Source organism: Pseudomonas sp. EA_65y_Pfl2_P74, from assembly GCF_963970575.1.
GTDB classification, from domain to species: domain Bacteria; phylum Pseudomonadota; class Gammaproteobacteria; order Pseudomonadales; family Pseudomonadaceae; genus Aquipseudomonas; species Aquipseudomonas baetica_A.
On record NZ_CAXAOQ010000009.1, the window covers coordinates 173566 to 199034 of the forward strand.

32 protein-coding genes are annotated in these 25469 nt (G+C 54.7%); all 32 read right to left on the reverse strand.

Going from position 1 to position 25469, the window contains the following annotated elements; genetic code table 11:
• Positions 1-16: 16 nt before the first annotated feature.
• On the reverse strand, positions 17-637 hold the full coding sequence (gene rpsD / locus AACY18_RS09600) for a 30S ribosomal protein S4 (RefSeq protein WP_003176404.1): 621 nt from the start codon (positions 635-637) through the stop codon (positions 17-19).
• A gap of 18 nt (positions 638-655) precedes the next feature.
• Positions 656-1045, reverse strand: a complete 390-nt coding sequence (gene rpsK, locus AACY18_RS09605) for a 30S ribosomal protein S11 (protein ID WP_002555466.1) — start codon at positions 1043-1045, stop codon at positions 656-658.
• Positions 1046-1075: 30 nt separating this feature from the next.
• Positions 1076-1432: a 30S ribosomal protein S13 gene (gene rpsM, locus AACY18_RS09610; protein WP_009045849.1), complete on the reverse strand. Its 357-nt coding sequence runs from the start codon at positions 1430-1432 to the stop codon at positions 1076-1078.
• 130 nt (positions 1433-1562) lie between these two features.
• Positions 1563-1679 (reverse strand): 50S ribosomal protein L36, encoded by a 117-nt coding sequence (rpmJ, locus tag AACY18_RS09615; protein ID WP_002555468.1) that lies wholly within the window; start codon positions 1677-1679, stop codon positions 1563-1565.
• 27 nt (positions 1680-1706) lie between these two features.
• Positions 1707-3035, reverse strand: coding sequence for a preprotein translocase subunit SecY (gene secY, locus AACY18_RS09620; protein ID WP_003228718.1), 1329 nt, complete (start codon positions 3033-3035; stop codon positions 1707-1709).
• Positions 3036-3473, reverse strand: coding sequence for a 50S ribosomal protein L15 (gene rplO, locus AACY18_RS09625; RefSeq protein WP_042561340.1), 438 nt, complete (start codon positions 3471-3473; stop codon positions 3036-3038).
• Positions 3474-3476: 3 nt separating this feature from the next.
• Entirely contained in the window at positions 3477-3653 is a 177-nt protein-coding gene (rpmD, locus tag AACY18_RS09630) for a 50S ribosomal protein L30 (protein ID WP_003176408.1), read from the reverse strand.
• A gap of 2 nt (positions 3654-3655) precedes the next feature.
• Positions 3656-4156, reverse strand: coding sequence for a 30S ribosomal protein S5 (gene rpsE / locus AACY18_RS09635; RefSeq protein ID WP_003176409.1), 501 nt, complete (start codon positions 4154-4156; stop codon positions 3656-3658).
• Between the two features lie 3 nt (positions 4157-4159).
• Positions 4160-4510: a 50S ribosomal protein L18 gene (gene rplR / locus AACY18_RS09640; RefSeq protein WP_003186037.1), complete on the reverse strand. Its 351-nt coding sequence runs from the start codon at positions 4508-4510 to the stop codon at positions 4160-4162.
• Between the two features lie 10 nt (positions 4511-4520).
• Complete coding sequence (gene rplF / locus AACY18_RS09645) at positions 4521-5054, reverse strand: 50S ribosomal protein L6 (protein WP_003176412.1); 534 nt, start codon at positions 5052-5054, stop codon at positions 4521-4523.
• A 12-nt stretch (positions 5055-5066) separates the two neighbouring features.
• On the reverse strand, positions 5067-5459 hold the full coding sequence (gene rpsH, locus AACY18_RS09650; RefSeq protein ID WP_007966178.1) for a 30S ribosomal protein S8: 393 nt from the start codon (positions 5457-5459) through the stop codon (positions 5067-5069).
• 209 nt (positions 5460-5668) lie between these two features.
• The gene (rpsN, locus tag AACY18_RS09655) at positions 5669-5974 is read right to left on the reverse strand and encodes a 30S ribosomal protein S14 (protein WP_003228726.1); all 306 of its coding nucleotides are present in this window, start codon (positions 5972-5974) and stop codon (positions 5669-5671) included.
• A 13-nt stretch (positions 5975-5987) separates the two neighbouring features.
• Entirely contained in the window at positions 5988-6527 is a 540-nt protein-coding gene (gene rplE, locus AACY18_RS09660; RefSeq protein WP_003210069.1) for a 50S ribosomal protein L5, read from the reverse strand.
• A gap of 20 nt (positions 6528-6547) precedes the next feature.
• Positions 6548-6862: a 50S ribosomal protein L24 gene (gene rplX, locus AACY18_RS09665; RefSeq protein ID WP_003186046.1), complete on the reverse strand. Its 315-nt coding sequence runs from the start codon at positions 6860-6862 to the stop codon at positions 6548-6550.
• Between the two features lie 11 nt (positions 6863-6873).
• Entirely contained in the window at positions 6874-7242 is a 369-nt protein-coding gene (gene rplN, locus AACY18_RS09670) for a 50S ribosomal protein L14 (RefSeq protein ID WP_002555479.1), read from the reverse strand.
• 23 nt (positions 7243-7265) lie between these two features.
• Positions 7266-7532: a 30S ribosomal protein S17 gene (rpsQ, locus tag AACY18_RS09675; RefSeq protein ID WP_003194644.1), complete on the reverse strand. Its 267-nt coding sequence runs from the start codon at positions 7530-7532 to the stop codon at positions 7266-7268.
• A gap of 2 nt (positions 7533-7534) precedes the next feature.
• On the reverse strand, positions 7535-7726 hold the full coding sequence (rpmC, locus tag AACY18_RS09680) for a 50S ribosomal protein L29 (protein WP_002555481.1): 192 nt from the start codon (positions 7724-7726) through the stop codon (positions 7535-7537).
• Positions 7726-8139, reverse strand: a complete 414-nt coding sequence (rplP, locus tag AACY18_RS09685) for a 50S ribosomal protein L16 (protein ID WP_003232424.1) — start codon at positions 8137-8139, stop codon at positions 7726-7728. Before rplP ends, rpmC begins: the two co-directional genes overlap by 1 nt.
• A gap of 12 nt (positions 8140-8151) precedes the next feature.
• The gene (rpsC, locus tag AACY18_RS09690; protein WP_003176422.1) at positions 8152-8838 is read right to left on the reverse strand and encodes a 30S ribosomal protein S3; all 687 of its coding nucleotides are present in this window, start codon (positions 8836-8838) and stop codon (positions 8152-8154) included.
• A 13-nt stretch (positions 8839-8851) separates the two neighbouring features.
• Complete coding sequence (rplV, locus tag AACY18_RS09695; protein ID WP_003103908.1) at positions 8852-9184, reverse strand: 50S ribosomal protein L22; 333 nt, start codon at positions 9182-9184, stop codon at positions 8852-8854.
• An 11-nt stretch (positions 9185-9195) separates the two neighbouring features.
• Positions 9196-9471 carry a 30S ribosomal protein S19 gene (rpsS, locus tag AACY18_RS09700; RefSeq protein ID WP_003228731.1) on the reverse strand — a complete coding sequence of 92 codons (276 nt, stop codon included), beginning with the start codon at positions 9469-9471 and terminating at the stop codon, positions 9196-9198.
• Between the two features lie 16 nt (positions 9472-9487).
• Positions 9488-10312 (reverse strand): 50S ribosomal protein L2, encoded by an 825-nt coding sequence (gene rplB, locus AACY18_RS09705; protein ID WP_042561342.1) that lies wholly within the window; start codon positions 10310-10312, stop codon positions 9488-9490.
• A gap of 14 nt (positions 10313-10326) precedes the next feature.
• Positions 10327-10626 (reverse strand): 50S ribosomal protein L23, encoded by a 300-nt coding sequence (gene rplW, locus AACY18_RS09710; RefSeq protein WP_002555488.1) that lies wholly within the window; start codon positions 10624-10626, stop codon positions 10327-10329.
• Positions 10623-11225 carry a 50S ribosomal protein L4 gene (gene rplD, locus AACY18_RS09715; RefSeq protein WP_003228735.1) on the reverse strand — a complete coding sequence of 201 codons (603 nt, stop codon included), beginning with the start codon at positions 11223-11225 and terminating at the stop codon, positions 10623-10625. The genes rplW and rplD overlap by 4 nt, the downstream gene beginning before the upstream one ends.
• Positions 11226-11237: 12 nt before the next feature.
• Positions 11238-11873 carry a 50S ribosomal protein L3 gene (gene rplC, locus AACY18_RS09720; RefSeq protein ID WP_003228738.1) on the reverse strand — a complete coding sequence of 212 codons (636 nt, stop codon included), beginning with the start codon at positions 11871-11873 and terminating at the stop codon, positions 11238-11240.
• Positions 11874-11953: 80 nt separating this feature from the next.
• The gene (gene rpsJ, locus AACY18_RS09725; RefSeq protein ID WP_003186070.1) at positions 11954-12265 is read right to left on the reverse strand and encodes a 30S ribosomal protein S10; all 312 of its coding nucleotides are present in this window, start codon (positions 12263-12265) and stop codon (positions 11954-11956) included.
• A gap of 158 nt (positions 12266-12423) precedes the next feature.
• Positions 12424-13617, reverse strand: coding sequence for an elongation factor Tu (gene tuf, locus AACY18_RS09730; protein WP_038362141.1), 1194 nt, complete (start codon positions 13615-13617; stop codon positions 12424-12426).
• 31 nt (positions 13618-13648) lie between these two features.
• Positions 13649-15754: an elongation factor G gene (gene fusA, locus AACY18_RS09735; protein ID WP_339434212.1), complete on the reverse strand. Its 2106-nt coding sequence runs from the start codon at positions 15752-15754 to the stop codon at positions 13649-13651.
• A 30-nt stretch (positions 15755-15784) separates the two neighbouring features.
• Positions 15785-16258, reverse strand: a complete 474-nt coding sequence (gene rpsG, locus AACY18_RS09740) for a 30S ribosomal protein S7 (RefSeq protein WP_016772941.1) — start codon at positions 16256-16258, stop codon at positions 15785-15787.
• 107 nt (positions 16259-16365) lie between these two features.
• Positions 16366-16737 carry a 30S ribosomal protein S12 gene (rpsL, locus tag AACY18_RS09745; protein WP_003186084.1) on the reverse strand — a complete coding sequence of 124 codons (372 nt, stop codon included), beginning with the start codon at positions 16735-16737 and terminating at the stop codon, positions 16366-16368.
• Positions 16738-16953: 216 nt separating this feature from the next.
• On the reverse strand, positions 16954-21153 hold the full coding sequence (gene rpoC / locus AACY18_RS09750) for a DNA-directed RNA polymerase subunit beta' (RefSeq protein WP_042561345.1): 4200 nt from the start codon (positions 21151-21153) through the stop codon (positions 16954-16956).
• Between the two features lie 64 nt (positions 21154-21217).
• Entirely contained in the window at positions 21218-25291 is a 4074-nt protein-coding gene (gene rpoB / locus AACY18_RS09755) for a DNA-directed RNA polymerase subunit beta (RefSeq protein ID WP_339434211.1), read from the reverse strand.
• Between the last annotated feature and the right edge of the window lie 178 nt (positions 25292-25469).

Consider the following 25469-nt stretch of genomic DNA (forward strand, 5'->3'; position numbering starts at 1 on the left):
ACCTATTTTCTAGCCCTTACTTGGAGTAGAGCTCGACAATCAGGCTTTCGTTGATGTCGGCGGACAGATCACTGCGAGCAGGAACGTTCTTGAAAACGCCCGACTTCTTCTCAGTGTCTACTTCTACCCATTCTACGCGGCCACGTTGGGCACACAGATCGAGAGCTTGGACAATGCGAAGTTGGTTTTTTGCTTTCTCGCGAACTGCAACCACGTCACCAGCACGAACCTGATACGACGGAACGTTTACGGTCTGACCGTTAACGCTGATCGACTTGTGCGATACCAGCTGACGGGATTCGGCACGAGTCGAACCAAAGCCCATACGGTATACAACGTTGTCCAGACGGCATTCGAGCAGTTGCAGCAGGTTTTCACCAGTTGCACCTTTCTTGCCAGCAGCTTCTTTGTAGTAGCCGCTGAACTGACGCTCGAGAACGCCGTAAATACGACGGACCTTCTGCTTTTCACGCAGTTGGGTGCCGTAGTCGGACTGGCGACCGCGGCGTTGGCCGTGGATACCAGGTGCTGCTTCAATGTTGCACTTCGATTCGATCGCGCGCACGCCGCTCTTCAGGAAGAGATCGGTGCCTTCGCGACGAGCGAGTTTGCATTTTGGACCAATGTAACGAGCCATTCTTTACAATCTCCTGGATTACACGCGGCGCTTCTTCGGCGGACGGCACCCGTTGTGCGGGATTGGCGTCACGTCGGTGATGCTGGCGATCTTGTAGCCACAGCCGTTCAAAGCGCGGACTGCGGATTCACGACCTGGACCTGGACCCTTGACGTTAACGTCAAGATTTTTCAGGCCATATTCCAGCGCAGCTTGACCAGCACGTTCAGCAGCTACTTGAGCAGCAAACGGGGTGGACTTGCGGGAACCGCGGAAACCCGAACCACCGGAGGTAGCCCAGGAAAGAGCGTTACCTTGACGGTCGGTAATGGTCACGATGGTGTTGTTAAAAGATGCATGGATGTGGGCGATGCCATCAACCACTGTCTTTTTAACTTTTTTACGAGGACGAGCAGCAGGTTTTGCCATGATTAAATTCCTGTCGATTCGCTGGGGCGATTACTTGCGGATCGGCTTACGCGGACCTTTACGGGTACGCGCGTTGGTCTTGGTACGCTGACCGCGCACTGGAAGACCGCGACGATGACGCAGACCGCGATAGCAACCGAGGTCCATCAAGCGCTTGATTTTCATGTTGATTTCGCGACGCAGGTCACCTTCAGTGGTGAACTTCGCCACTTCGCCACGCAGCTGTTCAATTTGCTCGTCGCTCAGATCTTTGATCTTTGCTGCTGGGTTTACCCCAGTCTCTGCACAGATCTTCTGTGCAGTAGTGCGACCGACACCATAGATGTAGGTCAGCGAGATAACAGTATGCTTGTTATCTGGAATGTTAACGCCTGCAATACGGGCCATTCAGTGGGACTCCAATTGACAGCTACCTACGCCCCGGAAGCCAAGAAATAGGGCGCGAGATAATATCGCTGTAATAACAAATAATCAACCCGGTAGCGCACTAGCTACCGGGCTTGAAGCACAATCACACTCAGCCTTGGCGCTGTTTGTGACGCGGTTCCGCGCTGCAAATTACTCGAACAACACCTTCGCGGCGAATAATCTTGCAGTTACGGCACAGCTTTTTCACCGATGCACGAACTTTCATCACCAACTCCTCGAACCTTATGGGTACTCAGCGCAACATGCCGCTGCCGTAACCCTTCAGGTTGGCTTTCTTCATCAGGGATTCGTACTGGTGCGAAACGAGGTGCGATTGTACTTGAGACATGAAGTCCATCACAACCACGACCACGATCAGCAACGAGGTCCCGCCAAGGTAGAACGGAACGTTTGCTGCAACCACCAGGAACTGGGGCAACAAGCACACGGCCGTCATGTAAAGAGCACCGAACATGGTCAAGCGGGTCAGAACGCCATCAATATAGCGCGCAGACTGCTCACCTGGACGGATACCCGGAATAAAGGCACCGGACTTCTTCAGGTTTTCCGCTACGTCTTTCGGATTGAACATCAACGCCGTATAGAAGAAGCAGAAGAAAATAATCCCTGCACTAAACAGCAGAATATTCAACGGCTGACCAGGAGCGATCGACTGCGAGATGTCCTGCAACCAGCCCATACCTTCAGACTGACCAAACCAGGCACCCAACGAAGCCGGAAACAGCAAAATGCTGCTCGCGAAAATAGCCGGAATAACACCGGCCATGTTCACCTTCAGCGGCAAGTGGCTTGTCTGCGCAGCAAAAACCTTACGACCCTGCTGACGCTTGGCGTAATGAACAGCAATACGACGCTGACCACGCTCAATGAACACCACAAAACCGATAATCGCTACTGCCAGCAAACCGATGGCAACCAAGGCAAAAATATTGATATCACCCTGACGCGCAGACTCGAAAGACTGCCCGATCGCTCTCGGAAGACCGGCGACGATACCCGAAAAAATCAACATCGAGATACCGTTACCTACACCACGCTCAGTAATCTGCTCACCCAGCCACATCATGAACATCGCACCAGCCACAAAAGTGGATACCGCGACGAAATGGAAGCCAAAGTCACCAGTGAACGCAACGCCCTGCCCCGCCAGACCAATGGACATGCCAATGGCCTGAACGAGAGCGAGGACGACGGTGCCGTAGCGGGTGTACTGGCTGATCTTGCGACGGCCAGCTTCACCTTCCTTCTTCAACTGCTCCAACTGCGGACTGACGGCTGTCATCAGTTGCATGATGATCGATGCCGAAATGTACGGCATGATCCCCAATGCAAAGATGCTCATCCGTTCCAGCGCGCCGCCGGAGAACATGTTGAACAAGCTAAGAATGGTCCCCTCATTCTGTCGAAACAGGTCTGCGAGTCGGTCCGGGTTGATACCTGGAACCGGGATGTGTGCGCCTATTCGGTAGACGATAATCGCCAGGAACAGAAAACGCAGACGAGCCCAAAGTTCAGACATACCGCCTTTGCCGAGCGCAGAGAGAGCACCTTGCTTAGCCATTTATTCCTCGAACTTGCCGCCAGCTGCTTCGATAGCCGAACGCGCACCTTTGGTGGCGCCGATTCCCTTGCCGATAGTGACAGCGCGAGTCACTTCACCGGACAGCATGATTTTTACACGCTGTACGTTGACGTTGATCACGTTGGCATCTTTCAGGGACTGCACGGTGACGATGTCGCCTTCCACTTTAGCCAGCTCGGACAAACGCACTTCTGCGCGATCCATGGCTTTCAGGGAAACGAAACCGAACTTCGGCAGACGACGATGCAGCGGCTGTTGACCGCCTTCAAAGCCTGGAGCAATGGTGCCACCGGAGCGGGAGGTTTGACCTTTGTGACCACGGCCACCAGTCTTACCCAAACCACTACCGATACCACGGCCCGGACGATGCTTTTCGCGACGGGAACCCGGCGCTGGACTCAGATCATTGAGTTTCATCGATTAACCCTCGACACGCAGCATGTAGTAAGCCTTGTTGATCATCCCGCGATTCTCGGGAGTATCCTGAACTTCTACAGTGTGACCGATGCGACGCAGACCCAGACCCTTAACACACAGTTTGTGGTTAGGGATTCGGCCGGTCATGCTTTTGATCAGCGTTACTTTAACGGTAGCCATGATCAGAAGATCTCCTTGACAGTCAGACCACGCTTGGCAGCGATGGACTCAGGAGATTGCATGGCTTTCAAACCCTTGAAAGTGGCGTGAACCACGTTTACAGGGTTAGTCGAGCCGTAGCACTTGGCCAGAACGTTCTGAACACCAGCAACTTCGAGGACAGCACGCATAGCGCCGCCAGCGATGATACCGGTACCTTCAGAAGCAGGCTGCATGTACACCTTCGAAGCGCCATGAGCGGACTTCATTGCGTACTGCAGAGTGGTGCCGTTCAGGTCAACCTGGATCATGTTGCGGCGAGCAGCTTCCATTGCCTTCTGGATCGCAGCAGGCACTTCACGCGACTTGCCACGGCCGAAGCCAACACGCCCTTTACCATCACCAACCACGGTCAACGCGGTGAAAGTGAAGATACGGCCGCCTTTAACGGTTTTGGCTACGCGGTTAACTTGAACCAGCTTCTCAATGTAGCCTTCGTCGCGCTTTTGGTCGTTATTTGACATAACTTAGAACTCCAGCCCAGCTTCACGAGCAGCATCAGCCAGCGCTTTAACGCGGCCATGGTACTTGAAGCCAGAGCGGTCGAAAGCCACTTGCGAGACGCCAGCGGCCTTAGCACGCGTAGCGACCAGCTGGCCAACCTTTGTGGCCGCGTCGATGTTGCCAGTGGCGCCATCACGCAGTTCTTTATCCAAAGTCGAGGCACTTGCCAGGACTTTGTTGCCGTCGGCCGAGATGACCTGGGCGTAGATGTGCTGCGACGAGCGGAACACGCAGAGACGCACGACTTCGAGTTCGTGCATTTTCAGGCGTGCTTTGCGAGCGCGACGCAGTCGAGTAACTTTTTTGTCGGTCATTTGCTATGCCCTACTTCTTCTTGGCTTCTTTACGACGGACGACTTCGTCCGCGTAGCGCACACCTTTGCCTTTGTACGGCTCTGGTGGACGGAAGTCGCGGATCTCAGCGGCCACTTGACCCACCAGCTGCTTATCGATGCCCTTGATCAGGATATCGGTCTGGCTAGGAGTCTCAGCGGTGATGCCTTCCGGCAGTTCGTAATCCACTGGGTGCGAGAAGCCAAGGGCAAGGTTCAAAACCGTGCCTTTTGCTTGCGCTTTGTAACCAACACCGACCAGCTGGAGCTTACGCTCGAAGCCTTGGCTTACGCCTTGGACCATGTTGTTTACCAACGCACGCGTGGTACCGGCCATTGCGCGAGTTTGTTGATCGCCATTGCGAGCAGCAAAACGCAGCTCACCAGCTTCTTCAACAATTTCAACAGACGAATGGATGTTCAGTTCAAGAGTACCCTTGGCACCCTTCACCGAAAGCTGTTGGCCTGCGAATTTTACTTCGACACCGGCTGGCAGCTTAACGGGGTTCTTAGCGACGCGAGACATGCTTATCCCCCCTTAGAACACAGTGCAAAGAACTTCGCCGCCGACACCGGCAGCGCGCGCAGCACGATCCGTCATCACACCTTTGTTGGTGGAGACGATAGACACGCCAAGACCGCCACGAACTTTCGGCAGATCTTCAACGGACTTGTACTGACGCAGGCCTGGACGACTAACGCGCTTCACTTCTTCGATAACCGGACGGCCTTCGAAGTACTTCAGCGAGATGGACAACGACGGCTTAGCGTCGGTGGTGATCTGAAAATCCGCGATGTAACCTTCGTCCTTCAGGACTTTTGCTACAGCCACCTTCAACGTGGAAGACGGCATGCTTACGACAGACTTTTCAGCCATCTGGGCATTACGGATTCGAGTTAGCATGTCCGCTAACGGGTCCTGCATACTCATGGGCTAGACGCTCCTAAAACAGAAAAATTAGCCTTGCGGCTACTACTTGTCGCCGAGAACTTCCGGGCATGAAAAACACGGGCTCAGGCGAGCCGGTCATTCTAGACACACCCCAGAAATGAATCAAGCCCCAAAAGGGGCTTGATTCAAATTCAAGGCCACCGATGGTCAGGTTCTTGCGAAACCGACCATCAAGGCTTTGACAGCGATTACCAGCTGGCTTTAACCAGACCTGGAACGTCACCACGCATTGCAGCTTCACGCAGCTTGTTACGGCCAAGGCCGAACTTGCGGTAAACGCCGTGCGGACGACCAGTCAGGCGGCAACGGTTACGCATGCGCGAAGCGCTTGCATCACGTGGTTGCTTCTGCAGAGCTACGGTAGCTTCCCAACGCGCTTCTGGACTTGCGTTCAGATCAACGATGATAGCTTTCAGCGCTGCACGCTTGGTGGCGTACTTGGCAACAGTGAGCTGACGCTTCAGCTCACGGTTTTTCATGCTCTTCTTGGCCATTTTCCTACTCCAATCAGTTGCGGAACGGGAATTTGAAAGCACGCAGCAGAGCGCGGCCTTCATCATCGTTCTTGGCAGTGGTGGTCAGGGTAATGTCCAGACCGCGGAGAGCATCGATCTTGTCGTAGTCGATTTCCGGGAAAATGATCTGCTCTTTCACACCCATGCTGTAGTTACCACGACCATCAAAGGACTTGGCATTCAGGCCGCGGAAGTCGCGAACCCGAGGCAGGGAGATCGACAGCAGACGATCCAGGAACTCGTACATACGCTCACGGCGTAGAGTCACCTTGACGCCGATCGGCCATCCTTCACGGACTTTAAAGCCAGCGATGGATTTACGAGCGTAGGTCACAACGACTTTTTGGCCGGTGATCTTTTCCAGGTCAGCAACAGCATGCTCGATGACTTTTTTGTCGCCGATCGCTTCGCCCAGACCCATGTTCAGGGTGATTTTGGTAACGCGCGGAACTTCCATCACGTTCGAAAGCTTAAGTTCTTCCTTAAGTTTCGGAGCGATTTCCTTCCGGTAAATCTCTTTTAGTCGTGCCATGGTCTTCTACCTAGCAGTGTTCAAGCATCAACCGCTTTTTGGGTCGACTTGAAGACACGAATTTTCTTACCGTCTTCAACTTTGAAACCAACGCGGTCAGCCTTGTTGGTTTCGCCATTGAAGATGGCTACGTTAGAAGCGTGCAGTGGCGCTTCTTTCTCGACGATACCGCCTTGTACGCCCGACATCGGGTTAGGCTTGGTATGACGCTTGACCAGGTTCAGACCACCAACAACCAGACGGTTGTCAGCAAGAACCTTCAGCACCTTACCGCGCTTACCTTTGTCTTTGCCGGCGATCACGATGATCTCGTCGTCACGACGAATCTTTTGCATGTCGGATCTCCTTACAGCACTTCTGGGGCGAGCGAGACGATCTTCATGAACTTCTCAGTACGAAGTTCACGGGTCACTGGCCCAAAGATACGGGTGCCGATCGGCTCTTGCTTGTTGTTCAGAAGAACAGCAGCGTTGCCATCAAAGCGGATAATGGAGCCATCAGCACGACGTACGCCGTGACGAGTGCGGACTACAACAGCAGTCATCACTTGGCCTTTTTTCACTTTACCGCGAGGAATTGCTTCCTTCACGGTAACTTTGATGATGTCACCGATACCAGCGTAACGACGATGGGAGCCACCCAGCACCTTGATGCACATAACACGGCGAGCGCCGCTGTTATCGGCCACATCGAGCATGGATTGAGTCTGAATCATATAATTTCTCCGACCCCTAGTCCTTAGACTTCCACAGCGCGTTCGAGAACATCAACCAATGCCCAAGACTTGGTCTTGGCCATCGGACGAGTTTCACGAATAGTGACTTTGTCGCCGATGTGGCACTGATTGGTTTCGTCGTGCGCGTGCAGCTTAGTCGAACGCTTAACGTATTTACCGTAGATCGGGTGCTTAACGCGACGCTCGATCAGAACGGTGATGGTTTTGTCCATCTTGTCGCTGACAACACGGCCAGTCAGCGTACGGACAGTTTTTTCGGCTTCAGCCATGATCACTTACCTGCCTGCTGGTTGAGCACAGTCTTCACGCGAGCGATGTCACGCTTAACTTGCGAGAGCAGATGAGACTGCCCCAACTGGCCAGTTGCTTTCTGCATACGCAGATTGAACTGGTCGCGCAGCAAGCCGAGCAGTTGCTCGTTCAGCTGCTGTGCGGATTTTTCACGAAGTTCATTCGCTTTCATCACATCACCGTCCGTTTAACAAAGGCGGTGGCGAGCGGCAGCTTTGCAGCAGCCAAGGCAAAAGCCTCACGCGCCAGCTCTTCAGTTACACCCTCGATTTCATACAGGACTTTGCCTGGCTGAATCTGGGCTACCCAGTATTCGACGTTACCCTTACCTTTACCCATCCGAACTTCGAGAGGCTTTTTGGAAATAGGCTTATCCGGGAATACACGGATCCAGATCTTGCCGCCACGTTTAACGTGACGGGTCAGAGCACGACGCGCTGACTCGATCTGACGAGCGGTGAGACGACCACGAGCTACAGACTTCAGCGCGAACTCGCCGAAGCTGACTTTGCTACCGCGCTGAGCCAGACCACGGTTGTGGCCTGTCATCTGCTTGCGGAACTTCGTACGCTTAGGTTGCAACATTTGGCGTACCCCTTACTTAGCAGCTTTTTTACGAGGCGCTGGTGCTTGTGGTTTCAGCTCTTCTTGGCGACCACCAATTACTTCGCCTTTGAAGATCCAAACCTTTACACCGATCACACCGTATGTGGTGTGAGCTTCGTAGTTGGCATAGTCGATGTCGGCACGCAGGGTGTGCAACGGCACACGACCTTCGCGATACCATTCAGTACGTGCGATTTCAGCACCGCCGAGACGACCGCTCACTTGGATTTTGATGCCTTTGGCACCAATGCGCATGGCGTTCTGTACAGCGCGCTTCATAGCGCGACGGAACATTACGCGACGCTCCAGCTGCTGAGCTACGCTCTGCGCAACCAGCATACCGTCGAGCTCCGGCTTACGGATCTCTTCGATATTGATGTGCACAGGCACACCCATTTGCTTGGTCAGGTCCTGACGCAGTTTCTCAACATCTTCACCTTTCTTCCCGATAACGATACCTGGGCGAGCGGTGTGGATGGTGATACGTGCAGTTTGCGCCGGACGATGGATATCGATACGGCTTACGGACGCGCTTTTTAGTTTGTCTTGGAGATACTCACGCACCTTCAGATCAGCGAACAAATAGTCCGCATAAGTCCGACCGTCTGCGTACCAGACGGAGGTGTGCTCCTTGACGATTCCCAGGCGAATGCCAATGGGATGTACTTTCTGACCCATCTCTTCGACTCCGTTACTTGTCAGCAACCTTGACAGTGATATGGCAAGACCGCTTGACGATGCGATCAGCACGGCCTTTGGCACGCGGCATGATGCGCTTCAGCGAACGCCCTTCGTTGACGAAAACGGTGCTGACCTTCAGGTCATCAACGTCTGCGCCTTCGTTATGCTCGGCGTTGGCTACGGCCGACTCCAGCACTTTCTTCATGATCTCGGCGGCTTTCTTACTGCTGAAAGCCAACAAGTTGAGCGCTTCGCCCACCTTCTTCCCGCGGATCTGGTCGGCGACCAAGCGGGCTTTCTGGGCGGAGATTCGAGCGCCCGACAACTTAGCGGCTACTTCCATTTCCTAACCCCTTAACGCTTGGCTTTCTTGTCTGCTACGTGCCCACGATAAGTGCGGGTACCGGCAAACTCGCCCAGTTTGTGGCCGACCATGTCTTCGTTAACGAGAACCGGGACGTGTTGACGACCGTTGTGTACTGCGATGGTCAGACCGACCATTTGTGGCAGGATCATAGAACGACGCGACCAAGTCTTAATTGGTTTGCGATCGTTCTTCTCCGCCGCCACTTCGATCTTCTTCAGTAGGTGAAGATCAATAAAAGGACCTTTTTTCAGAGAACGTGGCACTGTCGTATCCCTCTATTTACTTGCGACGACGGACGATCATTTTGTCGGTACGCTTATTACCACGAGTCTTCGCGCCCTTCGTCGGGAAGCCCCATGGCGATACCGGATGACGACCACCAGAGGTACGACCTTCACCACCACCATGTGGGTGGTCAACCGGGTTCATGGCAACACCACGAACGGTTGGGCGAACGCCACGCCAGCGTTTGGCACCAGCTTTACCCAGCGAACGCAGGCTGTGCTCGGAGTTCGAGACTTCGCCCAGGGTCGCACGGCATTCAGCCAGAACTTTACGCATTTCACCGGAGCGAAGACGCAGGGTAACGTACACACCTTCACGAGCGATCAGCTGAGCCGAAGCACCAGCAGAACGAGCGATCTGTGCGCCTTTACCTGGCTTCAGTTCGATGCCGTGTACGGTGCTACCAACTGGAATGCTGCGCAGTTGCAACTGGTTGCCTGGCTTGATCGGAGCCAAAGCACCCGAAATCAGCTGGTCGCCAGCGCTCACGCCTTTAGGGGCGATGATGTAACGGCGTTCACCGTCTGCGTACAACATAAGAGCAATGTGAGCAGTACGGTTTGGATCGTATTCGATACGCTCAACAGTGGCTGGAATGCCATCTTTGTCGTTGCGACGGAAATCGACCATACGATAATGCTGCTTATGACCACCACCGATGTGACGCGTGGTAATACGGCCATTGTTGTTACGACCACCAGTCTTCGATTTTTTCTCGAGCAGCGGTGCGTGAGGAGCGCCTTTATGCAGCTCCTGGTTGACCACCTTGACCACAAAACGGCGGCCAGGGGAAGTCGGTTTGCATTTAACGATTGCCATGATGCACCCCTTCCTTACTCAGCACTGCTGCTGAAATCGAGATCTTGGCCTGGCTGAAGGGAGATAACTGCCTTCTTCCAGTCATTGCGCTTGCCCAGACCGCGAGCTGTGCGCTTGCTCTTACCCAAAACATTCAGGGTAGTAACACGCTCAACTTTCACGCTGAACAGGCTTTCGACGGCCTTCTTGATTTCCAGCTTGGTTGCGTCAGTCGCAACCTTGAAAACGAACTGGCCTTTCTTGTCAGCCAGAACCGTAGCCTTCTCGGAAACGTGCGGGCCAAGCAGAACTTTAAATACGCGTTCCTGGTTCATCCCAGCAGCTCCTCGAATTTCTTCACGGCCGACACGGTGATCAACACCTTGTCGTATGCGATCAGACTAACTGGATCGGAACCTTGAACGTCACGTACATCTACGTGCGGCAGGTTACGAGCAGCCAGGTACAGGTTCTGATCAACAGCGTCCGACACGATGAGAACATCGGTCAGGCTCATGTTGTTCAGCTTGCCCAGCAGATCTTTGGTTTTCGGAGTTTCAACAGCGAAATCCTGAACCACGACCAGACGATCAGTACGCACCAGCTCAGCAAGGATGGAACGCATTGCTGCGCGATACATCTTCTTGTTCAGCTTCTGGGAGTGGTCCTGTGGACGAGCTGCAAAAGTGGTACCGCCGCCACGCCAGATTGGGCTACGGATAGTACCGGCACGAGCACGGCCAGTACCTTTCTGACGCCATGGGCGCTTACCGCCACCACGAACGTCGGAACGGGTCTTTTGCTGCTTGCTACCCTGACGGCCGCCGGCCATGTAGGCCACGACTGCTTGGTGAACCAGCGTCTCGTTGAACTCGCCGCCAAATGTCAGTTCGGAAACTTCGATCGCTTGAGCGTCATTTACATTTAATTGCATGTCAGCTTCCCCTTAACCGCGAGCCTTGGCTGCTGGACGTACAACCAGGTTGCCGCCAGTAGCGCCAGGAACAGCGCCCTTGACCAACAACAGATTGCGTTCAGCGTCCACGCGCACTACTTCCAGGGACTGCACGGTCACGCGCTCAGCGCCCATATGACCGGACATTTTTTTGCCCTTGAATACACGACCAGGAGTCTGGCACTGGCCGATAGAGCCTGGGACGCGGTGGGATACGGAGTTACCGTGGGTGTTATCTTGCCCGCGGAAATTCCAACGCTTGATCGTACCCTGGAAGCCTTTACCCTTGGACTGACCGGTTACATCAACCAGTTGACCAGCGGCAAAGATTTCAGCGTTGATCAGATCGCCAGCCTGGTACTCGCCTTCTTCAAGACGGAATTCCATGGTAGTGCGACCAGCGGCAACGTTCGCTTTAGCGAAGTGGCCAGCCTGAGCTGCTGTTACACGCGAAGCACGACGCTCGCCGACAGTGACTTGCACTGCACGATAGCCATCGGTCTCTTCAGTTTTGAACTGGGTGACGCGATTCGGCTCGATCTCAATGACCGTGACCGGAATGGAGACACCTTCTTCGGTGAAAATACGGGTCATACCGCATTTACGACCGACTACACCAATAGTCATGTTGTAAACCTCATGAGTGTACGGGGCTTTCACCCGCTATGGCCGCCCATTTCAGAGCGTTACACGACTAAGACCGAGTCTTAGCCGAGGCTGATCTGCACTTCCACACCGGCCGCAAGATCAAGCTTCATAAGAGCATCAACGGTTTTATCCGTTGGCTGGACGATGTCCAGAACGCGCTTATGAGTGCGGATTTCGTACTGGTCACGCGCGTCTTTGTTGACGTGCGGGGAAACCAGAACGGTAAACCGCTCTTTACGGGTAGGCAGTGGAATTGGACCACGCACTTGAGCACCAGTACGTTTCGCGGTTTCCACGATTTCCTGGGTTGATTGGTCGATCAGGCGATGGTCAAAAGCCTTCAACCTGATACGGATTTGCTGATTTTGCATTGGATTTCAGACTCCGGCTGCTATTCCCACCGGGCGCAATACGCCCGTTAAAAGGAGGCGCAATTCTATAGACGCCCCAGATAGGTGTCAACCCAATAAAAAAGCCCCCGCTGAGCGGGGGCTTTTTCAATCCATCAAGCTGACTCTACAAAAGAGACTTACTCGATGATTTTGGCTACGACGCCAGCGCCGACGGTACGACCGCCTTCACGGATAGCGAAACGCAGACCGTCTTCCATCGCGATGGTTTTGATCAGGGTAACAGTCATCTGAATGTTGTCACCTGGCATTACCATTTCAACGCCTTCTGGCAGCTCGCAGTTACCAGTCACGTCAGTAGTACGGAAGTAGAACTGTGGACGGTAGCCCTTGAAGAACGGAGTATGACGACCGCCTTCTTCCTTGCTCAGAACGTAAACTTCTGCAGTGAACTTGGTGTGCGGCTTAACCGAACCCGGCTTAACCAGAACCTGACCACGCTCAACGTCGTCACGCTTGGTGCCACGCAGCAGAACGCCGCAGTTCTCGCCAGCACGACCTTCGTCGAGCAGCTTGCGGAACATTTCAACACCGGTGCAGGTGGAAACAGTAGTGTCACGCAGACCAACGATTTCCAGCGGATCCTGAACGCGAACGATACCGCGCTCGATACGACCGGTCACAACAGTACCGCGACCCGAGATCGAGAATACGTCTTCGATTGGCATCAGGAACGGCTTGTCGATCATACGAACTGGTTCTGGGATGTAGCTGTCCAGAGTCTCAACCAGTTTCTTGACGGCAGTGGTGCCCATCTCGTTGTCGTCTTTGCCTTCCAGCGCCATACGAGCCGAACCGATGATGATTGGAGTGTCATCGCCCGGGAAGTCGTAGGTGGACAGCAGGTCGCGAACTTCCATCTCAACCAGTTCCAGCAGCTCTGCGTCGTCTACCAGGTCAGCCTTGTTCAGGAAAACCACGATGTACGGAACGCCTACCTGACGGGACAGCAGGATGTGCTCACGGGTTTGTGGCATCGGACCATCGGCGGCCGAGCAAACCAGGATAGCGCCGTCCATTTGAGCAGCACCGGTGATCATGTTCTTCACATAGTCAGCGTGACCTGGGCAGTCAACGTGAGCGTAGTGACGGATCAGCGAGTTGTACTCAACGTGCGCGGTGTTGATGGTGATACCGCGAGCTTTTTCTTCTGGAGCGCTGTCGATCTTGTCGAATTCAACTACGGCCGAACCGAAAACTTCGGAGCAGACGCGAGTCAGAGCAGCGGTCAGAGTGGTTTTACCGTGGTCAACGTGACCGATAGTGCCAACGTTGACGTGCGGTAGGGAACGATCAAATTTTTCTTTAGCCACGACAATTAACTCCTAGCCTAAAGGGGCTGAATCAGCCTTGTTTTTTGGTTACGGTTTCGACGATGTGCGACGGAGCCGTATCGTATTTTTTGAATTCCATAGAGTAGCTTGCGCGACCCTGAGACATGGAACGAACGTCGGTCGCATAACCGAACATCTCACCCAGTGGAACTTCGGCACGGATAACCTTGCCGGACACTGTGTCTTCCATACCCTGGATCATGCCGCGACGACGGTTAAGGTCGCCCATCACATCACCCATATAGTCTTCAGGCGTAACAACCTCTACCGCCATGATCGGCTCGAGCAACTCACCACCACCCTTCTGGGCCAGTTGCTTGGTCGCCATGGAAGCAGCCACTTTAAACGCCATCTCGTTGGAGTCGACGTCGTGGTAAGAACCATCGAACACGGTAGCCTTCAGGCCGATCAGCGGATAGCCGGCAACAACGCCGTTCTTCATCTGCTCTTCGATACCCTTCTGGATAGCCGGGATGTATTCCTTAGGAACAACACCACCTACTACTTCGTTCACGAATTGCAGACCTTCCTGACCTTCGTCAGCAGGAGCAAAACGGATCCAGCAGTGACCGAACTGGCCGCGACCACCGGATTGACGAACGAACTTGCCTTCGATTTCACAGTTCTTCGTGATGCGCTCACGATACGAAACCTGAGGCTTGCCGATGTTGGCTTCGACGTTGAACTCACGACGCATCCGGTCAACCAGGATGTCCAGGTGCAACTCGCCCATGCCGGAGATGATCGTTTGACCAGTCTCTTCATCAGTTTTAACGCGGAAAGAAGGGTCTTCCTGAGCAAGTTTGCCCAGAGCAATACCCATTTTTTCCTGGTCATCCTTGGTCTTAGGCTCTACGGCAACCGAAATAACCGGCTCCGGGAAGTCCATGCGAACCAGGATGATTGGCTTGTCAGCGTTGCAGAGGGTTTCACCAGTGGTGACGTCCTTCATGCCGATCAGGGCCGCGATGTCACCAGCGCGTACTTCCTTGATCTCTTCACGGGCGTTTGCGTGCATTTGCACCATACGACCCACGCGCTCTTTCTTGCCTTTAACCGAGTTGATCACGCCGTCGCCGGAGTTCAACACGCCCGAGTAAACGCGGACGAAGGTCAAAGTACCCACGAATGGGTCGGTAGCGATCTTGAACGCCAGAGCCGAGAAAGGCTCGTTATCGTCTGCATGGCGTTCCATCTCTTCTTCCTCGTTATCAGGGTTGGTACCCTTGATAGCAGGAATATCAGTTGGCGCAGGCAGGTAGTCGATAACGGCGTCGAGAACCAGGGGAACACCCTTGTTCTTGAAGGAAGAACCGCAAACAGCCAGAACGATTTCGCCAGCGATAGTACGTTGACGCAAAGCAGCTTTGATCTCTTCGATCGACAGCTCTTCGCCTTCCAGGTACTTGTTCATCAGCTCTTCGCTGGCTTCGGCAGCAGCCTCAACCATGTTGTTGCGCCACTCTTCGGCCAGCTCTTGCAGCTCAGCAGGAATGTCCTTGCGAACAGGGACCATACCTTTGTCAGAGTCGTTCCAGTAGATAGCTTGCATGTTGATCAGATCAATCTGACCCTGGAAGTTATCTTCGGAACCGATGGCCAACTGAATCGGCACCGGAGTGTGACCCAGACGCTGCTTGATCTGACCGATCACGCGCAGAAAGTTAGCGCCAGCACGGTCCATCTTGTTCACGTAAACAAGACGTGGAACGCCGTATTTGTTGGCTTGACGCCATACGGTTTCCGACTGAGGCTCAACACCCGAAGTACCACAGAACACAACGACAGCGCCGTCGAGTACGCGCAGGGAACGCTCAACTTCAATGGTGAAGTCCACGTGGCCCGGGGTATCGATTACGTTGAAACGGTGCTCGTGCGAGTACTGCTTCTCGGAACCTTTCCAGAAGGCGGTAATGGCAGCAGAAGTAATGGTAATACCACGCTCCTGCTCCTGCACCATCCAGTCTGTGGTCGCGGCGCCATCATGCACCTCGCCCATTTTGTGACTTTTGCCGGTGTAAAAAAGGACGCGCTCGGTGGTGGTGGTTTTACCAGCATCCACGTGAGCGACGATACCGATGTTACGGTAGCGACTAATCGGAGTAGTACGAGCCATAAAGCCCTCGCAAAATTAGTGAAGCTAAAATTAGAAGCGGTAGTGCGAGAAAGCTTTGTTGGCTTCGGCCATACGGTGCACGTCTTCACGCTTCTTAACAGCAGCACCTTTACCTTCAGCAGCATCCAGCAGTTCGCCAGCCAAACGCAGAGCCATAGACTTCTCGCCACGCTTACGGGCGAAGTCTACCAACCAGCGCATTGCCAGAGCGTTACGACGGGAAGGACGAACCTCGACCGGAACCTGGTAAGTAGCACCACCAACGCGGCGCGACTTCACTTCGACCAGCGGAGCGATGGCGTCGAGTGCTTTTTCGAAGAGTTCCAGGGGATCGGTGCCAGCCTTACGGGCCGCAACGGTTTCCAGGGCACCATAAACGATACGTTCGGCAACGGCTTTCTTGCCGCTTTCCATAACGTGGTTCATGAATTTGGCGAGGATCTGGCTTCCGTATTTCGGATCGTCCAGAATCTCACGCTTTGCTGCTACGCGACGTCTTGGCATGATAAGCCCTCAAGCGGTCTTCAGGTTAGCTCGGGACAGATCCAATGGATGCGCGCCCGACCTTACTCTTATCGACTCAATAAAATAAAAATCTGCAAAACGGCCGATTACTTCGGACGCTTGGTACCGTACTTCGAACGACCTTGGTTACGACCTTTAACACCGGAAGTATCCAGGGAGCCGCGAACGGTGTGGTAACGAACACCTGGCAAGTCTTTTACACGACCGCCGCGGATCAGTACCACGCTGTGCTCTTGCAGGTTGTGGCCTTCACCACCGATGTACGAGGAAACCTCGAAACCGTTGGTCAGACGCACACGGCATACTTTACGCAGTGCCGAGTTAGGTTTTTTCGGCGTGGTGGTGTACACACGGGTGCACACGCCACGACGTTGCGGGCAGTTCTGCAGCGCAGGCACGTCGGATTTCTCGACGATACGCTTACGCGGCTGACGTACCAGCTGGTTGATAGTTGCCATCTACTAGCTCCACTGTTGTCTTGCGACGCTATTGTCTTGCAAGAAAAGCAAAATGGCAGGAACGAATTCCCGCCAAATTTAGGGGATCAAGAGTCTAAAGAGGATCTTGCCCCCAGTCAAGGCAAGGCCCCGACCTCCCCGCCCCTCGAACCTCGACAAATTGTCTCGATTCGATGAACGGAGCGATCAGGGCCTTACGCTCATATATCGCAGAACTCAGTTACCGCTCGAGTTCAGCGCTTCGGTCAGTGCAGCTTCCACTTCACTGGCGCTCACGCGCAACGGCTTGTCTGCTTCACGACGACGCTTGCGCTCGCTGTGATAGGCCAGACCGGTACCGGCCGGGATCAAACGACCCACGACTACGTTTTCTTTCAGGCCGCGCAGGTAATCGCGCTTGCCGGTGACGGCTGCTTCGGTCAGTACACGGGTGGTTTCCTGGAAGGAAGCCGCCGAGATGAACGATTCGGTCGACAACGACGCCTTGGTGATACCCAGCAGAACGCGAGTGAACTTGGAGACAAACTTGTCTTCCGCGCCCAGACGCTCGTTCTCTACCAGTACGTGAGTCAATTCCATCTGGTCGCCCTTGATGAAAGTGGAATCGCCGGACTCAGCGATTTCAACCTTACGCAGCATCTGACGCAAAATGGTCTCGATGTGCTTGTCGTTGATCTTCACGCCTTGCAGACGGTAAACGTCCTGGATCTCGTTAACGATGTACTTGGCCAGCGCGCTCACACCCAGCAAACGCAGGATATCGTGCGGATCGCTAGGGCCGTCAGAGATAACTTCGCCTCGGTTTACCTGTTCGCCTTCGAACACGTTCAGGTGGCGCCACTTCGGAATCAGCTCTTCGTACGGGTCAGTACCGTCGTTCGGGGTGATAACCAGACGGCGCTTGCCTTTGGTCTCTTTACCGAACGCGATGGTGCCACTGACTTCAGCCAGAATCGATGCTTCTTTCGGACGGCGAGCTTCGAACAAGTCGGCAACACGCGGCAGACCACCGGTGATGTCGCGGGTTTTCGAAGTTTCTTGCGGGATACGAGCGATAACATCACCGATCGCAATCTTCGCACCATCCGCAACACCGACCAGGGCGTTAGCTGGCAGGAAGTACTGAGCGATAACGTCAGTGCCTGGCAGCAACAGATCCTTGCCGTTGTCATCGACCATCTTCACTGCAGGACGGATTTCCTTGCCGGCAGCTGGACGATCTTTCGCATCGAGTACTTCAATGTTGGTCATACCGGTCAATTCGTCAGTCTGACGTTTGATCGTGATGCCTTCTTCCATGCCCACGTAGGTCACGGTACCTTTCATTTCGGTAACGATTGGGTGAGTGTGCGGATCCCACTTGGCCACGATTGCGCCAGCGTCGACCTTGTCACCTTCTTTAACCGAGATCACAGCACCGTACGGCAGCTTGTAACGCTCACGCTCACGACCGAAGTCGTCAGCGATTGCCAGCTCACCGGAACGGGACACAGCAACCAAGTGACCATCCACTCGCTCAACGTGCTTCAGGTTGTGCAGACGGACGGTACCGCCATTCTTGACCTGAACGCTGTCGGCTGCGGAAGTACGGCTTGCCGCACCACCGATGTGGAACGTACGCATTGTCAGCTGGGTACCCGGCTCACCGATGGACTGGGCAGCGATAACGCCGACCGCTTCACCAATGTTCACCTGGTGACCACGAGCCAGATCTCGGCCGTAGCACTTGGCACAAATGCCATAGCGGGTTTCGCAGCTGATCGGCGAACGCACGATCACTTCGTCGATGCTGTTCAGCTCGATGAACTCGACCCACTTCTCGTCTACCAGAGTGCCGGCAGGAACGATGACGTCCTCGGTACCTGGCTTGAATACGTCACGGGCGATAACACGACCCAATACGCGCTCACCCAACGGCTCGACAACGTCACCGCCTTCAATGTGCGGAGTCATCAGCAAACCGTGTTCTGTGCCGCAATCGATCTCGGTTACAACCAGATCCTGCGCCACGTCTACCAGACGACGAGTCAGGTAACCGGAGTTCGCAGTTTTCAACGCGGTATCCGCCAGACCTTTACGAGCACCGTGAGTCGAAATGAAGTACTGAAGTACGCTCAAACCTTCACGGAAGTTCGCAGTAATCGGCGTTTCAATGATGGAACCGTCCGGCTTGGCCATCAGACCACGCATACCGGCCAGCTGACGAATCTGTGCTGCGGAACCCCGCGCACCCGAGTCGGCCATCATGTACATCGAGTTGAAAGACTCTTGATCGACTTCAACACCATGACGGTCGATGACTTTCTCTTTCGAGAGGTTGGCCATCATCGCCTTGGAAACTTCGTCGTTCGCCTTCGACCAAAGGTCGATCACTTTGTTGTACTTCTCGCCCTGGGTAACCAGGCCGGAGGCGTACTGGCTCTCGATCTCTTTCACTTCGTCGGTGGCAGCACCGATGATGCGGGCTTTTTCATCCGGGATAACGAAGTCGTTAACGCCGATGGAAACGCCGGAAATGGTCGAGTAAGCGAAACCGGTGTACATCAACTGGTCAGCGAAAATGACGGTCTCTTTCAAACCAACCACGCGGTAGCACTGGTTGATCAGCTTGGAGATCGCCTTTTTCTTCATCGGCAAGTTGACGACGTCGTACGACAGACCTTTCGGCACAACCTGGAACAGCAGCGCACGGCCGACGGTGGTGTCGACGATACGGGTACCGCTCACGCTGTTGCCGTCACGATCGTTGACGGTTTCGTTGATACGTACTTTAACCTTGGCGTGCAGTGCGGCTTCGCCGGCACGGAACACACGGTCAACTTCCTGCAGATCCGCAAATACACGACCTTCGCCCTTGGCGTTGATCGCTTCACGAGTCATGTAGTACAGACCCAATACAACGTCCTGCGACGGAACGATGATTGGCTCACCGTTGGCTGGCGACAGAATGTTGTTGGTCGACATCATCAACGCACGCGCTTCCAACTGGGCTTCCAGTGTCAGCGGTACGTGCACGGCCATTTGGTCGCCGTCGAAGTCGGCGTTGTACGCGGCGCAGACCAGCGGGTGCAGCTGAATAGCCTTACCTTCGATCAGTACCGGTTCAAACGCCTGGATACCCAGACGGTGAAGGGTCGGTGCACGGTTGAGAAGCACCGGGTGTTCGCGAATCACTTCAGCGAGAACGTCCCAAACCTCTGGCAATTCGCGCTCGACCATTTTCTTGGCCGCTTTGATGGTGGTCGCCAGACCGCGCATTTCCAGCTTGCCGAAAATGAACGGTTTGAACAGCTCGAGGGCCATTTTCTTCGGCAGACCGCACTGGTGCAGACGCAGGGTCGGGCCTACGGTAATTACCGAACGACCAGAGTAGTCAACACGCTTACCGAGCAAGTTCTGACGGAAACGACCTTGTTTACCCTTGATCATGTCAGCCAGGGATTTCAGAGGACGCTTGTTGGAACCAGTGATAGCGCGGCCACGACGACCGTTGTCGAGCAGTGCATCGACCGCTTCCTGCAACATACGCTTTTCGTTGCGCACGATGATGTCCGGAGCGGACAGATCCAGCAGGCGCTTCAAACGGTTGTTACGGTTGATCACTCGACGATACAGATCGTTGAGGTCGGAAGTCGCGAAGCGACCGCCATCCAGCGGGACCAATGGACGCAGATCTGGCGGCAGAACCGGCAGAACGGTCAGCACCATCCACTCTGGAAGGTTGCCGGAACCCTGGAAGGCTTCCATCAACTTCAGACGCTTGGACAGCTTCTTGATCTTGGTTTCGGAGTTGGTTTGCGGAATTTCTTCACGCAGACGGCCAATCTCGTGTTCCAGGTCGATAGCGTGCAGCAATTCGCGGACAGCTTCAGCACCCATGCGGGCGTCGAAATCATCACCAAATTCTTCCAGCGCCTCGAAGTACTGCTCGTCGTTCAGCAACTGACCTTTTTCAAGGGTAGTCATGCCCGGGTCGATAACGACATAGCTCTCGAAGTAGAGAACGCGTTCGATATCACGCAGGGTCATGTCCATCAGCAAGCCGATACGCGACGGCAGCGATTTCAGGAACCAGATGTGGGCAACCGGCGAAGCCAGTTCGATGTGCGCCATGCGCTCACGACGAACCTTGGCCAGTGCAACTTCAACGCCGCACTTCTCGCAGATCACACCACGGTGCTTCAAGCGCTTGTACTTACCGCACAGGCACTCGTAATCCTTTACCGGGCCAAAGATCTTGGCGCAGAACAGGCCGTCACGCTCAGGTTTGAACGTACGGTAGTTGATGGTTTCCGGCTTTTTAACTTCACCGAACGACCATGAGCGGATCATCTCAGGCGAGGCCAATCCAATACGGATGGCGTCGAACTCTTCGACTTGACCCTGGTTTTTCAGCAAATTCAGTAGGTCTTTCAAGGCCTTTCCTCCTGGCGGAGCAGAGAGCGGGCAATTCTGCCCCGCTCTCGATTCGCGTCACGTGTTATTCGGTTTCCAGATCAATATCGATGCCGAGGGAACGAATTTCCTTGATCAACACGTTGAAGGACTCGGGCATGCCCGGCTCCATACGGTGATCGCCATCCACAATGTTTTTGTACATCTTGGTACGGCCGTTCACATCGTCCGACTTCACTGTGAGCATTTCTTGCAGAGTGTAAGCAGCACCGTATGCTTCCAGTGCCCAGACCTCCATCTCCCCGAAACGCTGACCACCGAACTGCGCCTTACCACCCAACGGCTGCTGGGTAACCAGGCTGTACGAACCGGTAGAACGAGCGTGCATCTTGTCGTCTACCAAGTGGTTCAGCTTCAGCATGTACATGTAGCCAACGGTAACTGGACGCTCGAACTTGTTGCCGGTACGGCCATCAGTCAGTTGCATCTGGCCGCTTTCCGGCAGGTCTGCCAGTTTCAGCATGGCCTTGATTTCGCTTTCCTTGGCGCCGTCGAACACTGGGGTGGCCATTGGAACGCCGCCACGCAGGTTCTGTGCCAGATCCAGGATTTCCTGATCGGAGAAGCTGTCCAGGTCTTCGTTACGACCGCCGATCTGGTTGTAGATCTCGTCCAGGAAAGTGCGCAGTTCAGCGACTTTACGCTGCTCTTCGACCATACGGTTGATCTTCTCGCCCAGACCTTTGGCTGCGAGGCCCAGGTGGGTTTCAAGGATCTGACCAACGTTCATACGCGAAGGTACGCCCAGTGGGTTGAGGACGACGTCTACCGGGGTGCCATTGGCATCGTGCGGCATGTCTTCAACCGGCATGATCACGGAGACCACACCTTTGTTACCGTGACGACCGGCCATCTTGTCGCCCGGCTGGATGCGACGACGGATTGCCAGGTAAACCTTGACGATTTTCAGCACGCCTGGAGCCAGGTCATCGCCCTGCTGCAGTTTGCGCTTCTTGTCTTCGAACTTGTCGTCCAGCAGACGGCGGCGGTCAACGATGTAGGCCTGAGCCTTCTCGAGCTGCTCGTTCAGAGCGTCTTCAGCCATGCGCAGTTTGAACCACTGACCATGCTCAAGACCGTCGAGCACTTCGTCGGTAATGTCCTGACCTTTCTTCAGACCAGCACCGCCTTCAGCCTTGTGGCCTACCAGAGCGGAACGCAGACGTTCGAAAGTTGCGCCTTCAACGATACGGAACTCTTCGTTCAGGTCCTTGCGGATCTCGTCCAGCTGGGACTTCTCGATCGACAGGGCACGAGCATCACGCTCAACGCCGTCGCGGGTGAAGACCTGTACGTCAATGACAGTACCTTTGGTACCGGTAGGTACACGCAGGGAGGTGTCTTTAACGTCGCTGGCTTTTTCACCGAAAATTGCACGCAGCAGTTTTTCTTCCGGAGTCAGTTGGGTCTCGCCTTTCGGAGTGACCTTACCCACCAGGATGTCGCCTGCGCCGACTTCAGCACCTACGTAAACGATACCGGCTTCGTCCAGCTTGTTCAGTGCAGCTTCACCCACGTTAGGGATGTCCGCAGTGATTTCCTCTGGCCCAAGCTTGGTGTCACGGGCCACACAGGTCAGTTCCTGAATGTGGATCGTGGTGAATCGATCTTCTTGAACAACTCGTTCCGACAGGCAGATGGAGTCTTCGAAGTTGTAACCGTTCCAGGCCATGAACGCGATGCGCATGTTCTGACCCAGTGCCAGCTCACCCATGTCGGTGGACGGGCCGTCAGCCATGATGTCGCTACGCTGAACCCGATCACCTTTACGCACCAGCGGACGCTGGTTGATGCAGGTGTTCTGGTTGGAGCGGGTGTATTTGGTGAGGTTGTAGATGTCGACACCCGCTTCGCCGGTTTCAACTTCGTCATCAGCAACACGAACCACGATACGGCTGGCATCAACAGAGTCGATCACGCCACCACGACGAGCAACGACGCAAACGCCGGAGTCACGAGCTACGTTACGCTCCATGCCGGTACCTACCAGCGGCTTGTCAGCGCGCAGGGTGGGTACAGCTTGACGCTGCATGTTCGAACCCATCAACGCACGGTTGGCGTCATCGTGCTCGAGGAACGGAATCAACGACGCTGCAACCGAAACTACCTGCTTCGGCGAAACGTCCATCAAGGTGACTTCTTCAGGCGCCTTAACGGTGAATTCGTTCAAGTGACGAACAGCTACCAACTCATCGATCAGCGTTTTCTTGTCGTTCATCGTGGCCGAAGCCTGAGCGATCACGTGATCAGCTTCTTCGATGGCAGACAGGAACACGATCTCGTCGGTGACCAATGCGTCTTTCACCACACGGTACGGGCTTTCCAGGAAGCCGTACTGGTTGGTGCGCGCATAAGCAGCCAGGGAGTTGATCAGACCAATGTTCGGACCTTCCGGCGTTTCAATCGGGCATACGCGACCGTAGTGAGTCGGGTGTACGTCACGAACCTCAAAGCCAGCGCGCTCACGAGTCAAACCGCCAGGGCCGAGTGCAGAAACACGACGCTTGTGGGTGATCTCGGACAGCGGGTTGTTCTGGTCCATGAACTGAGACAACTGGCTGGAACCGAAGAACTCTTTCACCGCCGCAGCCACTGGCTTGGCGTTGATCAGGTCTTGCGGCATCAGGCCTTCGCTTTCAGCCATCGACAGACGCTCTTTGACCGCACGCTCAACGCGTACCAGGCCAACGCGGAACTGGTTCTCGGCCATTTCGCCTACGCAGCGAACACGACGGTTACCCAAGTGGTCGATGTCATCGACGATACCTTTACCGTTACGGATGTCGACCAGAGTCTTCAGTACCGCGACGATGTCTTCCTTGCACAGCACACCCGAACCTTCGATCTCGGTACGACCGATACGACGGTTGAACTTCATCCGGCCGACCGCAGACAGGTCATAGCGCTCAGGGCTGAAGAACAGGTTATTGAACAGGGTTTCGGCAGCGTCTTTGGTTGGCGGCTCGCCTGGACGCATCATGCGATAGATCTCGACCAGCGCTTCCAATTGGTTGCTGGTGGAGTCGATCTTCAGCGTGTCAGAAACGAACGGACCGCAGTCGATGTCGTTGGTGTACAGGGTCTCGATGCGAACGACTTGAGCCTTGGCGATTTTGCCGAGGATCTCAACGTTAAGCTCGGTGTTGCACTCAGCCAGGATTTCGCCAGTAGCCGGATGCACGATGACCTTGGCAGTGGTGCGACCCAGGACGTAGTCCAGAGGCACTTCCAGCGTCTTGATACCGGCCTTTTCGATCTGGTTGATGTGGCGCGCAGTAATACGACGGCCAGCTTCAACAATGACCTTGCCTTTTTCATCCTGGATATCCAGAACGGCAATTTCACCACGCAGACGCGATGCAATCAGCTCCAGGCTGAGGGTTTCGCCGCTCAGGTGGAATACGTTGGTGGTGTAGAACGCGTCCAGCACTTCTTCAGTGGTGTAGCCGAGCGCGCGCAGCAGTACCGAGGCCGGCAGCTTGCGACGACGGTCGATACGCACGAATACGCAGTCTTTCGGGTCGAACTCGAAGTCCAGCCACGAACCGCGATAAGGGATGATGCGCGCGGAGTACAACAGTTTGCCGGAGCTATGCGTCTTGCCGCGGTCGTGATCGAAGAACACGCCCGGGGAACGGTGCAGCTGGGAAACGATTACACGCTCGGTACCGTTGATTACGAAGGTACCGTTCTCAGTCATCAGGGGGATTTCACCCATGTAGACTTCTTGCTCTTTGATGTCCTTGATCGCTTTGTTCGACGATTCTTTGTCGAAAATGATCAGGCGCACTTTTACCCGCAAAGGTACGGCGTAAGTTACACCGCGCAATACGCATTCTTTGACATCAAATGCCGGTTCGCCCAGGCGATAACCGACGTACTCCAGCGCAGCATTGCCGGAGTAGCTGATGATCGGGAAAACGGATTTGAAGGCCGCATGCAGGCCCACGTCGCGGAACTGATCTTTAGTCGCTCCCGCTTGCAAGAATTCACGATACGAATCCAGCTGGATGGCCAGGAGGTACGGCACATCCATGACGTCCGGCAACTTGCTAAAGTCCTTGCGGATACGTTTTTTCTCAGTATATGAGTAAGCCATCAGCGTTCCCCAGCTTGGTCACCTGCTTGTTTGGCCCCTCCCGACGGGAGCAGCCAGAAAATCGTGCAAACCCCATGGTTTGCGCCACCACATCGGGTGGTTAAAGCACCTTTATCAGCACCGACCCAGTCGGCTGCCAATAACGGAAAAAGGCCGGTGGCAAGAGCCACCAGCCATC